Annotated in this window: 12 protein-coding genes and 2 pseudogenes; 3 read left to right on the forward strand and 11 right to left on the reverse strand. The window is 72.1% G+C overall.

Translation table 11 applies throughout. From position 1 onward, the window contains the following. Positions 1-3: 3 nt before the first annotated feature. From AC069T_RS16580 to AC069T_RS16590, 3 genes are all read right to left on the reverse strand, one after another. Entirely contained in the window at positions 4-1,371 is a 1,368-nt protein-coding gene (locus tag AC069T_RS16580; protein ID WP_478783423.1) for a phosphoinositide-specific phospholipase C-related protein, read from the reverse strand. A 111-nt stretch (positions 1,372-1,482) separates the two neighbouring features. Further along, on the reverse strand, positions 1,483-2,370 hold the full coding sequence (locus AC069T_RS16585) for a glycoside hydrolase family 19 protein (RefSeq protein WP_478783424.1): 888 nt from the start codon (positions 2,368-2,370) through the stop codon (positions 1,483-1,485). Between the two features lie 308 nt (positions 2,371-2,678). Next, positions 2,679-4,004, reverse strand: coding sequence for an aldehyde dehydrogenase family protein (locus tag AC069T_RS16590; RefSeq protein ID WP_478783461.1), 1,326 nt, complete (start codon positions 4,002-4,004; stop codon positions 2,679-2,681). Between the two features lie 347 nt (positions 4,005-4,351). On the opposite strand from AC069T_RS16590, the gene AC069T_RS16595 reads away from it, so the two are divergent. Next, positions 4,352-5,401 (forward strand): acyl-CoA dehydrogenase family protein, encoded by a 1,050-nt coding sequence (locus tag AC069T_RS16595; protein WP_478783425.1) that lies wholly within the window; start codon positions 4,352-4,354, stop codon positions 5,399-5,401. 424 nt (positions 5,402-5,825) lie between these two features. On the opposite strand, the gene AC069T_RS16600 is transcribed toward AC069T_RS16595, so the two are convergent. The 5 genes and pseudogenes from AC069T_RS16600 to AC069T_RS16620 form a co-directional block, all read right to left on the reverse strand. After that, entirely contained in the window at positions 5,826-6,968 is a 1,143-nt protein-coding gene (locus tag AC069T_RS16600) for an LLM class flavin-dependent oxidoreductase (RefSeq protein ID WP_478783462.1), read from the reverse strand. Between the two features lie 25 nt (positions 6,969-6,993). Further along, positions 6,994-7,428: pseudogene (locus tag AC069T_RS16605) on the reverse strand (acyl-CoA dehydrogenase family protein); the annotation flags it as partial. A gap of 11 nt (positions 7,429-7,439) precedes the next feature. Then, a complete protein-coding gene (gene ssuE, locus AC069T_RS16610) occupies positions 7,440-7,994 on the reverse strand; it encodes an NADPH-dependent FMN reductase (protein WP_478783426.1) in 555 nt (184 codons plus the stop codon). Between the two features lie 33 nt (positions 7,995-8,027). After that, positions 8,028-8,599 (reverse strand): annotated as a pseudogene (locus AC069T_RS16615) (LLM class flavin-dependent oxidoreductase); the annotation flags it as partial. A gap of 109 nt (positions 8,600-8,708) precedes the next feature. Then, positions 8,709-8,792, reverse strand: coding sequence for a putative leader peptide (locus tag AC069T_RS16620; protein ID WP_369265308.1), 84 nt, complete (start codon positions 8,790-8,792; stop codon positions 8,709-8,711). A gap of 168 nt (positions 8,793-8,960) precedes the next feature. On the opposite strand from AC069T_RS16620, the gene AC069T_RS16625 reads away from it, so the two are divergent. Together AC069T_RS16625 and AC069T_RS16630 are read left to right on the forward strand one after the other, a co-directional pair. After that, complete coding sequence (locus tag AC069T_RS16625; protein ID WP_478783427.1) at positions 8,961-9,827, forward strand: MEDS domain-containing protein; 867 nt, start codon at positions 8,961-8,963, stop codon at positions 9,825-9,827. Between the two features lie 7 nt (positions 9,828-9,834). Next, complete coding sequence (locus tag AC069T_RS16630) at positions 9,835-10,260, forward strand: ATP-binding protein (RefSeq protein ID WP_478783428.1); 426 nt, start codon at positions 9,835-9,837, stop codon at positions 10,258-10,260. Between the two features lie 115 nt (positions 10,261-10,375). Here the strand turns inward: AC069T_RS16630 and AC069T_RS16635 are convergent, their stop codons facing one another. The 3 genes from AC069T_RS16635 to AC069T_RS16645 form a co-directional block, all read right to left on the reverse strand. Further along, complete coding sequence (locus AC069T_RS16635; protein WP_478783429.1) at positions 10,376-10,564, reverse strand: hypothetical protein; 189 nt, start codon at positions 10,562-10,564, stop codon at positions 10,376-10,378. Between the two features lie 56 nt (positions 10,565-10,620). Next, on the reverse strand, positions 10,621-12,714 hold the full coding sequence (locus tag AC069T_RS16640) for an MMPL family transporter (RefSeq protein WP_478783430.1): 2,094 nt from the start codon (positions 12,712-12,714) through the stop codon (positions 10,621-10,623). Between the two features lie 148 nt (positions 12,715-12,862). Beyond that, positions 12,863-13,384, reverse strand: coding sequence for a MarR family winged helix-turn-helix transcriptional regulator (locus AC069T_RS16645; protein WP_478783431.1), 522 nt, complete (start codon positions 13,382-13,384; stop codon positions 12,863-12,865). Between the last annotated feature and the right edge of the window lie 77 nt (positions 13,385-13,461).

Here is a 13,461-nt window from a genome sequence, read left to right on the forward strand (position 1 = left end):
CCTTCACGGATACGCGTACGTGTTCAGGGTGTCGACCGCGGCCGTGGGGCTGCCCAGGTCGTAGCGGTCCACCGCCAGGAAGTTGGGCTTCTTGCGGGCGGCGGGACGGCAGAACCGCTGGGCGCGGTCGGCGAGTTTGCCGTTGTCCGCCGAGGCGGTGGAGGCGACCGTGGCATCGCGGAAGTGGTTCATGACGAACAGCGGGCGGAAAGCGCCCTCGGTGCGGGTGAGCGGGATGTTGGTGGCGGCGTCGTACCAGCGGCTGTAGCAGGACCAGTCGGAGGAGCCGAGCCCCGATCCCATGGACCAGTGATTCTCCACCGTCCACTCCCGCTGGTACATGACGCCGAAGCTGTCGCGGGTCAGCCCGGCGGCCTCGTCGGAGGAGCGGCTGTGGTCGGTGAGGATCAGCAGGCGGTCGTCCGCGGCCAGCAGGTCCGCCAGCCGGGGCCAGCCGTGCTCACGGACGCCGGTCCGGTCGGGCCGGTAGAGGACGTCGGACAGGCCGTCGACACGGGCGAGTTCGCCGCGCAGGACGCCCGGGTCGACGTAGTCCTCGAGGAAGACGGTGACGAACTGGTCGGGGTGCTGCCTCAGGAAGTTCACCATGCGCTGGAGGTCGACCCACAGGGCGACCGGTCTGCTGACGAGGGTGCAGCTGTTGTGGCAGAGGATGGCACCGTCGGAGGTCTGGTGGACGTCGAGCATGAACCCGCGTACACCGTCGGACAGTTGCCGGTCGATGCCGCGCGTCTGGTTCGGGAACATGTTGACGAAGGGCGGTGCGAAGCCGCCGTCGACTCCGTTGGCGTAGGCGTTGTGCGTGGTGAGGAAGGTGACCTGGTCCAGGGTGCGGCGGTCCTGGGGCGGCATCGGGCCGGTCTGCGGGTCGACGGGGGTGAGGTACCAGGCGGCGAGCTCTCCCGCGGCGCCGACCGCCAGCTGCTCCGGGTGGTTGGCACCGGCCGGTCTGGCGCCCACGGTCAGATACCGGTCCGTGCCGGGGGCCCGGAGCGTGTACCGGTCGGCCCCGGCCGGCGTCACCTCCCACGCGGCGTCACCGGCGTCGCACGCGACCGTTCTGGCCTGGTCTCCGGAACGGCCGAGGCAACGGCCGGCCGCGTCCGCGCTCTCCAGCACGTACGAGGATCCGCGCGACCGCAGGATCCACTGCTGATGGTCCTCGTTGCCGCGGGGACGGTGCTGGACGACCGCTCCCCCGCTGTCGGCCGCGTTGAGTCCCGTGGTCGCGCTCTGGACGTAGTAGGAGCCGGGGCCGGGCACGTCCGCGGCGCTCACCGGGCCGGGTGCGAGGAGGACCGAGGCGAGCGCCGCGGCGGTGACGGCGAGCAGGGTGCGAGGGGGCGGCATCACTGTGACGGTGTCCTTCCGTGCCGGACGACGAGGACGGGCGGAGCGAACGCGGACACAGGATGCCGCACCATGCCATGCACCTGACAGTGCAGAACCGGAAGGACCTCCTCAGCAGTAGAGGTTGCCGCCCGCGGATGTGCCGAGGATCTGCACGAACCGCTGGTACGCGTCCACCCTGCTCTGCACCTGGGCCGGGTTTTTGCCGTCGCATTCCAGCGAGCCGTTGATGCTGCGGATCGTCTGGCCGAATCCCGCGCTGTTGACCATCGCGTTGTGGGGCGTCATCGTGCCGGGTCCGCTCTGGGTGTTCCAGTACCAGAGCCCGGTCTTCCAGGCCACGGACGCGTCGGTCTGCACCAGGCTGGGATTGTGGAGGAGGTCGATGCCGAGCGCGTCGCCCGCGGCCTTGTAGTTGAAGTTCCAGCTGAGCTGGATGGGGCCGCGGCCGTAGTACGCGGACTGGCCGGCCGGGCAGCCGTACGGCTGGCTCCAGTCGCAGTAGTGGGGGTAGTTGGCGGTGTTCTGCTCCACCACGTGCACCAGACCACCGGTCTCGTGGTTGACGTTGGCGAGGAAGGCGGCGGCCTCCTGCTTCTTCACCGTGTCGCTGCCCGTCTTGGCGAAGCCCGGGTAGGAACTGAGGGCGGCTTTCAGGCCGTTGTAGGTGTAGAAGGAGTTCCGGTTCGGGAACATCTGGTTGAACTGGGCCTCGCTCACGACGAAGCCGTCGGACGGCGTGGTGGAGCCGTCGCAGGCGTACGGCTCCCAGTACCAGGTGCTGATGGTCGGGTCGTAGCCCGGGTTGTCGTGCTCGGCGACATAGGCCCTGCCGTCGGTGTACCGCACGATGTTGCCGGTGACGTAGGACTTTCCGGCGACCCAGCTCGGGTAGCTCGAACAGGACGCGGCGGACGCGCCCGCGGCCGGCAGGAGTACCGGTGCGGCCGTGCCGACGATGAGTGCGGCCATGACGGCGGAGATTCGGCGCCTCGACACAGGATCGACTCCTTTGCGAACACGGCCGCGCCCGGCGCAGGGCGGAGCTGGGTCCTGCACGCACGCGCCGGCGAGCACCGGCACGGCGTCGGGGGCGGCCGCGGTGGGGGGTTGTGGAGGCACACTCAACCGCGTTGGTCTGTACCAGTCAAGGGTGTAGACCAGTCGAATCCGACAACGTTGGTAGAGGCATCAACTCCCTTGCCGGAAAGGCCCCTTCGCGTATGGGTGCGCCGACGGCCACGCCCATGCGGGCATGCCGATGGCCCGGGCCGTCCCGCGCGGACCCGGGCCACTGCGTCGACTGCTCAGCCGAGCGGCTTCTCCAGTACGGCCTTGCGGTGGCTGAACGTCTCGATCGAGTAGCGGCCGTGGTAGCTGCCCATGCCGCTCTCGCCGACCCCGCCGAACGGCAGGTCGGAGACGGTCAGATGGGCCAGCGGCAGGCCGAAGCCGAGGCCTCCGGAGGACGTCTCGGCGGCCAGCCTGCGGCGCGTGTCGTCCGACTCGGTGAAGACGTACAGCGCCAGCGGCTTGTCGCGGTCGTTGATGAAGCCGATGGCCTCGTCGAGGTCCGCCACCGTGACGATCGGCAGGATCGGGCCGAAGATCTCCTCCTGCATGACGGGCGCCTCGGGATCGACGTCGGCGAGGACGGTCGGCGCGATGTACTTGGCGGCTCGGTCGGCGCCGCCGCCGGTGACCGCTCGCCCGGAGTCGAGCAGCGCCCCGAGCCGGTCGAAGTGCCGCTCGTTGACGATGCGCCCGTACTCAGGCGAGGTTCGCGGGTCGGCGCCGAAGAGCCGCTCGACGGCGCGGGCCAGCTCGGGTTCGAGGGCGCGGGCGGTGGCGGGGTCCGTCAGGACGTAGTCGGGTGCGACGCAGGTCTGCCCCGCGTTCAGGAACTTGCCGCGCACGAGACGGTCCGCGACGACGGCCGGGTCGGCGTCGCCGTCGACGAACGCCGGGGACTTGCCGCCCAGTTCGAGGACCACGGGCGTGAGGTGCTCCGCGGCGGCCCGCATCACGATGCGGCCGACCGTGCCGTTGCCGGTGTAGAAGATGTGGTCGAAGCGCTCGGCGAGCAGCGCCGTGGTCTCCGGGACGCCGCCTTCGACGACGGCTACGGCGTCGGTGTCGAGGTACTGCGGCAGCAGCCGCGCCAGCGCGGCGGAGGTGGCGGGGGCCAGCTCGCTGGGCTTGGCGACCACAGCGTTGCCCGCGGCCAGTGCGCCGAGCAACGGCGTGAGCAGCAGCTGGAGCGGATAGTTCCACGGCGCGATGACCAGGGCGACGCCGAGCGGGTCGTACTGCGTCCAGGCCGTGGCGTCGGCGCCGAGGTGGGCGGGGACGGGGGCGGGCTCGGGGCGCAGCCAGCCGTCGAGGTGGTCCAGGGTGTGGTCGATCTCGCGCACGGTGAAGTCGATCTCGGTGCGGAAGGCCTCGGTGGAACTCTTGCCGAGATCCTCGTTCAGAGCGGCGGCGAGGTCCTCGCCGTGCGTGGTCAGCAGCTCGCGCAGGCGGTTCAGCTGGCTCGTGCGCCACTCGACGGGCTTGGTCCGGCCGGAACGGAAGGTGGCGCGCAGCCGGGAGACGACGTCGGCGGGCTGCTCGGGAGTGGGGGTGTGGTTCACAGTGCCTCGCTGGTCGGGCGCGGCCGGGGAGCCGCGCGGGGTGCTCGTGAGCTGGTCAAACAGCTGGATGTATATGCCAACCATTTGGCTGCCCTCATAAATTCCCGGCTGAGGGAACGGGTGTCGTGGCCGGACCGGCATCGTCTCGCGAGGAGCGTGGGATCCGTGGCTCCGGTGACCCCACGGCACGGCGCCGGGGCCACGTCCGCCCGCGGCTCGGCGTGAAGGACGCCGGGACTGTGCATGATCTCCTTCAGGACTCCGGCGCGGGAGGCTCCCCCCGGCGGCAGCAGCACGGGAGGCCGCCGGAACGGCACCGGACCCCACGACACCGGGAGATTCCTTCGATGACCACCGCACCGCACCCCCTCGTCGCCCGGGCGCGGCGGCTCGCGGACGAGGTGCTGGCACCCCGTGCGCAGCGGGTGGACCAGGAGGGCGTACCCCTGAGCAGCCTCGACGCGATCAGGCGCGCGGGGCTGCTCGGGGTGAGTGCTCCGGTCGAGTACGGAGGGTCGGCCGCGCCGCCTGCGGTGGCGCGGGAGATCGCCGAGATCCTCGCCGGAGCGTGCTGCTCGACATGGTTCGTGCAGACCCAGCACCACACGCCCGTACAGACGCTGGTGAAGGGCGAACCGGCGGCCCGGGAGCGGCTGCTGGGGCCGCTGGCGAGGGGGGAGCTCCTGTCGGGGGTCGCGTACGCGCAGCTGCGTGCCCACCCGCGTGTTCCGGTCCGGGTCACCCGGGAGCGCAGTGGCCGCCGCTTCGACGGCCACGTCCCCTACTACACGGGCTGGGGGCTGAACGACGTGATGCTGCTGGCCGGGGTGACCGACGCCGGCGAGGCGCTGTTCGCGTTCACCGAGGCACGCGAGCAGCCCGGCCTGCGCCCGTCTCCGCCGATGCGGCTCGCCGCGCTCGGCGCCTCCCGTACGGTCTCGCTGGAGCTGGCCGGGCTGTGGCTCCCGGAGGACGCCGTGGCGCTGCGCGTCCCGTACGAGACCTGGGCGGCCGGTGACCGTCCGAAGAACACCAACGCGTCCCCCGCCGTCTTCGGGATCACCGAGGCGGCGCTCGGGCTCCTGACCGGCGACCCGGCCGCCGAGGAGACCGCGCGGAGCCTGCGTGCCCGGCTCGGCCGGGTGCGGAGACAGGCGTACGCGCTGGCCGACCACCCGGTACCGCACGAGCACCTCGACGAGCGGCTGGCATGCAAGACACAGGCGTACGACCTGATGCGCGCGGCCACGACCGCGGCGGTCGTGGCCGGCGGCGGACGGGCCATGGACCTGGGCAGTCCGGCCCAGCGGTTGGCCCGCGAGGGTATGTTCCTGCTGGTGCAGGGGCAGACGGCCGAGGTGCGCGGGGCACACCTCACTTCGCTCGGGGCTCGCTAGGGTCTGTCGTTTGGATCATGCCGGCGTCGCGGGGTCCGGCACGCACATCTGCGGCGTTGTCGTCGGTCGCCGACGCTCCGCGTCGACTCCCTCCTCCGCCTTGCAGCTGCACGCGCCAGACCCCACTCGGGCCGGTCAGGACGAACCGTCGGTCACAGCCAGCCTGATCCAAACGACAGGCCCTAGGCGACCGACGGGCCAGGACCCGGCCGACGGGGTCGCCATTCCGCCGGGCGACTCTCCCCCGACGTCGCCTGTGCTCCGGCAGGATCTCCCGGGGTCGCCCCTGCGCGCCGGGAGTGCTTTCCGAGGGGGGCAGGGCCCGCCCCCTCACCGCGCCCGGGCACGCCGGTCGAGGGACTTCGCACACGGCAGGCGGCCCTCCGGGTGGGGAGCCGCCTCCGTGCCCGGGGACACGGCTCGCCTAGCTCGCGAACGGGACCTGGGCCGATGGCGTCGGCGTCGGGGCGAAGGGGTGCTGCCACAGCCCCCGGGCGGCCAGCCGGGGCAGGACGCCCTCGCCGAACCAGTACGCCTCTTCCAGGTGCGGGTATCCCGACAGGACGAACTCGTCGATGCCGAGGCGGTGGTACTCGGCGACGCGCTCGGCGACCTCGTCGTGGCTGCCGACGAGCGCGGTGCCCGCACCGCCCCTGACCAGGCCGATCCCGGCCCACAGGTTGGGGTGGATCTCCAGGCCGTCCCGGCTGCCGCCGTGCAGGGCGAGCATCCGCTGCTGGCCCTCGGACTCGCTGCGGGCGAGCCCGGCCTGCACGGACCTCACCGTCTCCGGATCGAACCCGTCGAGCAGCTTGTGGGCCTCTGCCCACGCCTGCTCGGAGGTGTCGCGGGTGATCACGTGCAGCCGGATGCCGAACCGGACGCGGCGTCCCTCCTTCTCGGCCAGGCCGCGGACCCACTCGATCTTCTCGGCGACCTGGGCCGGCGGCTCGCCCCAGGTGAGATAGACGTCCACGTGCCGCGCGGCGACCTCGCCCGCCACGGGCGAGGAGCCGCCGAAATAGATCTCGGGCACGGGATCCGGCACCCGGGCGAGGCGGGCATCCTCGACCTGGAGGTGCTCGCCGGACAGGTCGACGGTCCTGCCCTCCCACAGGTCCCGCACGATCTGCAGGAACTCGCCGGTACGGCGGTAGCGGGCGTCCTTGTCGAGGAAGTCGCCGTACGCCCGCTGCTCGTGGCTCTCGCCGCCGGTCACGACGTTGAGCAGGAGCCGCCCGCCGGTCTGCCGCTGGAAGGTGGACGCCATCTGCGCGGCGAGGGTCGGGGAGACGAACCCCGGCCGGAAGGCGACCAGGAACTTGAGCCGTTCCGTGTGCTGGCTGACCATCGCGGTGGTCATCCAGGCGTCCTCGCACCAGGCACCGGTCGGGGTGAGTGCGCCGACGAACCCCAGATCCTCGGCGGCGCGGGCGATCTGGCTCAGGTAGGCGACCGTCGGCGGCCGGTCCCGGCCGGAGGCGGTGGCGGGGGTTCCGTGGCCGCCGCCCACGACATGCCGGCTGTCGCCGTTGGTGGGCAGGAACCAGTGGAAGGCGAGGGACACGGGACGATCTCCGATCATGGCGGACTCAGAGGAGTCCGTGGCGCGGGGGCAGTGTTCCGTTCAGCGCGTAGCGGCCGATGTGCCGGATCTTCCAGCGGGCCGGGTCGTGCAGGGTGTGGGTGCGGGCGTCCCGCCAGTGCCGGTGCAGATTCAGGGAGTTGAGCGCGGAGCGGGTGCCGGACACCTCGAAGGGGGCCCCCGCCACCTCCACAGCGGTGGCGGCCGCGTGCGCCTTCGGGGCGGCCACCGCGATCGAGGCCTCGGCGGCGGAGCCCTCGGTGAGCGTGCCCGCGGCAAGGTCGACCGCGCGGGCCCCTGCGGCCAGGAGCGCCTCGGACGCCCGCACCCGGACGGCCGGTTCGCCGAACCGCTGGATCAGCAGCGGGTCCTCGGCGGCGCTGTCGACCCCGCTCTCGAACCAGGGGCGGCTCTTGGTCCGGACGAACGCGGCCGTCTCGGACGGACACGGCGTCAGCCCGCCGCGGCCAGCAGGGGCGTACGGCCGAGCGCCGCCGCGAACTGGTCCACCACCAGGGAGAGGGACTCCGCGGCGGCGGGCGCCACGGAGATACCTCCGTCCTCGCCCGCGATGATGTCCTTGTCGAGGGTGAACCATCCCTGGACGATGTGCGCGGCGCCCATGGAGCTCAGCACCGGGCGCAGTGCGTAGTCGAGGGCCAGTACGTGTGCCGTGCTGCCGCCGGTGGCGAGCGGCAGGACGGTCTTGCCGGCGAGCGCGTACTGCGGCAGCAGGTCGAGCAGGGCCTTGAGCACGCCGGAGTACGCCGCCTTGTAGACGGGGGTGCCGACGACGACGCCGTCGGCGCGTGCGAAGAGTGCGGTCGCCTCGACGATGGCCGGGTGCCGGAAGTCGGCGCCGAGGAGTGCCTCGGCGGGGATGGTGCGGACGTCGAGGGGGATCACCTCGTGTCCCTGGGCGGCCAGCCGGGCGTCGAGGTGGCGCAGCAGTTTCGCGGTGCGGGAGGAGGCGGAGGGGCTGCCGGAGACGGAAAGGACGGTGGCCATGGGGCCCTCTTTCGTGAGCGGATGTCGGTGGGTTCAGGCGGGCGAGGGGACGGACCGGGCCTCGCGCTCGGGGAGCCGCGCCTCCAGCTCGCGTACGAGGGGCAGCACCCGGCGGCCGAAGTACTCAAGACCTCCTCGTGGTAGTGCAGGAAGCCGAGGAGGAAGAGGTCCACGCCGAGCCGCCGGTAGGCGACGATCCGCTCGGCGATCTGCTCAGGGGTGCCGATGAGGCCGGTCCGGAAACCGTCGTTGTACTGCACGAGGTCCTCGAACGTGGAGTCCTGCCACATGCCCTTGCCATCGGCGGTGGAGCGTCCGGCCTGCTTCACCGCGTCACCGAAGCCCTCGGCGGCCTCGGTGTCCGCCCGGGCGACGATCTCGCGGAGCGTCTCGCGGGCCTCCGCCTCGGTGTCGCGGGCGATCAGGAAGCCGTTGAGGCCGAACTTCGGCGGTGTGCGCCCCACTTCGGTGGCGGCTTGGTGCACGTCCGCGATCTGTTCGGTGACGCCGTCGAAGTCCTTGCCGTTGGAGAAGTACCAGTCGGAGACACGGCCCGCCATGGCGCGGGCGGCGGTGGAGTTGCCGCCCTGGAAGATCTCGGGGTGCCGCGCGCGGATGAGCACGGGGCTGCGCTGTGCGGGGAACGCGCTGGGCGGCCGCCGGTGGGAACGGGGCGGACCGCCGGTGCGAAGGGACCCTACCGGCGGGAGATCGTCAGGCTTCGCGACAACAGAAGGAGCTGGAGACACGCGCGAGGTCGACATGGCGTCGCCGCGTGAGGTCCAGTCGTGTCTTCATGACGTCGATCGTCGCAGCCGCTCGTCGAGGACGTCAAGGAACAGCGGTCCGGTCTCGTATCCCGGACCGCCGGATCTCCCGAACTCGGCAAACCTCGCTTTCCCGGCCGCCGCCGCCACTAACCTGGGCGGCACCACGGCAGCAGTCGGGAGGTGAACAGGCCTGCTCATGAGCGAGCACGAGGAGCACGAGCAGCATCCCGGGACGATTCCCGTCCAGCAGATGCGCCCGGGCGACCACGCGTTCTTCGGCTACGAGGGCGAGACGCACGGCCGGGACGTGATGTCCGCGTTCGTGTGGGCGGGCCTCGCCCGCGGCGAGAAGGTGATCGTCTTCGGGCCGCCCCACCTGACGGAAAGTCAGATCTGCTCCGCCTTCGAGGAGGCGCCGGGACCGCTGCTTGCGATGGCCCGGCGCACGGGGCGGCTCACCCTGAGCAGTATGCGCCAACTGATCATGCCCGCAGGGGAGTTCACGGCGGACCGGCAGTGGGAGCGGATCGGCGAGGAGACCCGGACCGCGCGCGAGGAGGGTTTCACCGGGCTGCGCACCTACATCGACATGGGCTGGGTGGCCGACCTCGGCGCCGACGTCGACACGATGATGGAACGGGAGCAGCGCGCCGAGCACCTGTTCTCCGACGGTTTCTACAGCGAGATCTGCGCCTACGACGAGGACCGCTTCGACGAGCGGGTGCTGCGCGCCATGCGGCGCGCCCATCCCCGCGATCTCCTCCCCCGCATCGGGCAGTTGAGGTGCCTGCACTCGGGGAGCACGCTCCATCTGGTCGGAGAGGCCGACCTCACCACCCGTACCCAGTTCGTGCGTGCGCTGCGGGACGCGCTCGGCCGCGGCAGCGTCACGATGGATCTGCGCCGCGTGGAGTTCCTGAGCGTGCGGTGTGCGCAGGATCTGGTTCTCCTGGTCGGCCGGTCCGACAGCGGGCGACCGGTCCGGATCCGCTGCTCCGCCCGGCACGCCACGCTGCTGAGCCGGCTGGGTGCGCGACCGGCCGACATCGAAGTGTCCGGGTGATCCGCCCATGGCCCTCGACACGGGTGACGGGGCTTCACACCTCACTCATGACGTCCTGCTGCACCGGGGGTTCGGCGGCGCCGACCTCCCGCGCCTGCGGGTGCTCGTGGCCGGCCACGCGGCCCTGGCCGGCCTTCTCGAGCCGCGGCGCGGTGACTTCGTGACCGCCATGGACGCCGTGGCCACCAACGCCGTGCAGCACGGCGGCGGAGACGGAACGCTGGTCCTGCTGCACCGGGGCGGGGAACTGGAGTGCCGGATCAGCGACCTGGGCCCCGGCTGCACCGAGGACGTGCTCGCGAACCTCGCGCCCAGGCCGGGCGGCGCTCCCGGACGCGGCGGGCTCTGGCTCACCCGGCTCGTCACCGACCGGCTCTCCATCGTGCCCGGCGCCCCGGGGACGACCGTCAGCTTCGCGATGCGCCTCGGCTGACGATCGCGCCACCGCGGGTGCCCGGCCAGAGGGAGCCGTCCGCATCACGTCGGCGGGTGCCCCACCGGGCGCCGCGGTCCCGGCGGGGCGCGCAACGCCCCCTGGGGGCACAGGCTCAGTCGTCCTCCCGCGCCGGAATCACCACGAGGAAGGCGTCCGACTTGAGGTCCATCACCACAGTGGCGGGCTCGCCTTCGGCACGGCGCCGGGCGGCGTACTCCTCCGCCGGCCACGATCCGCGCGGAGACCCCGCTGGAAACCGCTCCAACACCTTCGCACCCATACCGGCAGACACCTCCACCATCGATTCCGACTGGTACCTCCGTGTCTGAGCGACTGCCCGCGTTCCGCCGGTGCATGTCATGTTCGTGAACCGCCTTCGCCGCCGCGGCTGAGCGGGCCGGGCCACCATGCGACGGGCCCCAGATCCCGGACCAGCGCCGGAACCAGCAGCGACCGGACCACCAGCGTGTCGAGCAGCACGCCGAAGGCGACGATGAAGGCGATCTGGACGAGGAAGGCCAGCGGGATGACACCGAGGGCGGCGAAGGTGGCCGCCAGCACCACACCGGCCGAGGTGATCACGCCGCCCGTCGCGACCAGGCCGCGCCGTACGCCCTCCCGCGCACCGTGACGCAGCGACTCCTCCCGGACGCGGGACATCAGGAAGATGTTGTAGTCCACGCCGAGGGCCACCAGGAACACGAAGCCGTACAGGGGGACGGACGCGTCGGTGCCCGTGAAGCCGAAGCCGTGCCGGAAGACGAGCACGGAGACGCCCAGGGTGGCGAGGAAGTTGAGGGCGACGGTGGCCACGAGCAGTACCGGCATCAGCAGTGAGCGGAGCAGGCCGGTCAGGATGACCAGGATGACGGCGAGGACGACCGGGACGATGAGCGTGCGGTCGCGCTCAGCGGTGTTCCGTGTGTCGTACTGCTGCGCCGTGTAGCCGCCGACGAGTGCGCCCGCTCCCGGCACGGCGTGGACGGCCGTGCGCAGGCGCGCGACGGTGTCCTTGGCCGCGTCGCTGTCCGCGGCGGCCCGCAGGGTGGCGTCGATACGCGCCCTGCCGTCGACGACCTGCGGGTCCCCCGTACCAGGACGTCCTGGCCCCGTCACCGCCACGGCCGACACGACACCCTCGGTGGCGCGTGCCGCGGCCGCGACCCGGGGGAGCCGGTCCGCGTCGGTCATGATCACGACGGGGTTGCCTGAACCGCCCGGGAAGTGCCGGCCGAGTGTCTCCTGAGCGACGACGGAGGGCGCGTCGTCGACGAAGGTCTCGTCGAGCGGTACGCCCTTCGCGGTGAGCGCCGGGGCGAACGCGGCGCACACGAGCAGCGCCGCCAGAGCGGACGCCCACACCCTGCGCGGTGCCCGGTCCACCAGGCCGGCGACCCCGCGCCAGATGCCGTGGCCGCCTCCGGCCTCGGCGGTCCGCGGCCTGGCCGGCCAGTAGGCGGCGGGGCCGAGCAGGACGAGCACGGCGGGCAGGAAGGTCAGCGTGCTCAGTACGGCGCAGCCGATGCCGATGGCGCCGACGGGACCGAGGGCCCGGTTGTTCGTGAGGTCGCTGAGCAGCAGGGCGAGCAGGCTGAGCGCCACGGTGCCGGCGCTCGCGACGATCGCCCCGCAGGACCGGCGGAGTGCTGCCCGCGCGGCGGCGAACCGGTCGTCGTGCGCGGCGAGTTCCTCCCGGTAGCGCGCGGTCAGCAGCAGGGCGTAGTCGGTGGCCGCACCGATCACCAGGATGGACAGGATGCCCTGCACCTGGCCGTCGACCCGCACGACGTCGTGGTCGGCGAGGACGTAGACGACGGCGCAGGCCAGGCCGAGGGCGAACACGGCGCCGGCCATGATGACGAGGGGCAGCAGAAGGCTGCGGTAGACGAGCAGCAGGATCACCAGCACGGTCAGCAGGGCCACGCCGAGCAGCAGTCCGTCGATCCCGGCGAACGCGTCGGACAGGTCCGCCTGGCCGGCGGCGGGGCCCGCGATCCGGGCGGTCGTGCCGGGGACCCGTTCCGCCGCCTCGCGGATCCGGTCGAGCGCGCCGGGCAGTTCGTCGCCGAGTCCGGGCCGGAGCTGGACGACGCCCTGCAGGGCCTTTTCGTCCCTGGCGGGGAGCGCGGGCGACGGCGTGCCGACGACACCCGGTTCACCGGGGAGGGCTGTCAGGGCGCGGGTGGCGGCGGCGCGCTGTCCCGTCGTCACCCGTGCGCCGTCGGCGGTCCAGACGACGATCGCCGGCAGGGTCTCGTTCCGGCGGAACGCGCGCTGTTCCTCGATGACCCGGGTCGACTCGGCGTTGCGGGGCAGGAAGGCGGCCTGGTCGTTGGTGGCGACCTCGCCGAGCTTCCCGGCGTAGGGCCCGAGGGCGCCTCCGATGCCGAGCCAGGCGACGAGCAGGACCAGGGGCAGCAGCCGGCGGGCTCGCCGCGCGGTGAGGGACATCGCTCTCCAGGAATGACGGAAAAGAGTGACGGGGCATATCTCTCAATGGAAAACAATCTTAATCATTGAGAGATAGTGGGTCCGGATCGTAGCCCACACCCCACCCCTTCCGGACGAGGCACCCGCCCGGATGCACCGGGCGCAAAAGTCAGCGGCCCGGCGCGCGGACGGTGGAGAGCTCCTCGTTGAGCGCCGTCATAAAGCGCAGTGCCACCGACAGCTCCTCCTCGCTGAAGCGGGAGCGCACGGTGTCGGTCGCCTGCGCGAGGGGACGGAAATGCGCACGGGCGGCGGACCTGGCGTCGGGCACGTAGTGGACGTGGACGACGCGGCGGTCGGTGCTCTCCCTGACCCGGCGGATGTGACCGGCCCGCTCCAGCCGGTCGAGGCAGGCGGTGACCGCCCCGGACGTCAGGCCGAGATGGTCGCGCAGCCGTCCCGGCGTGAGCGGCTCCTCGGAGTCCAGGACGGCGGCCAGGGCCTGGATGTCCGTGGCGTGCAGGCCGTGCTCACCGGCGAACCCGTGCACCAGCCGGTTGATCTCACCGTTCATCCGGCGCAGCTGCACCGCGAAGGCCTGGAGGTCCGGCGGCACCGAGCGGCTCCGCGCCGCGCCGCCGTCATGCTCGCGGTCGCCCGCCGGGTCCTCACCGTCGTCTCTTCCAGCCACGCGATCAGCCTATAGAAACCCGCGTCCCCGCCCGGACACGACGGCCCGGGCCCCGGAAGGAGTACACGCGCATCCGT

The sequence above is a fragment of the Streptomyces sp. NPDC043867 genome, assembly GCF_056435845.1.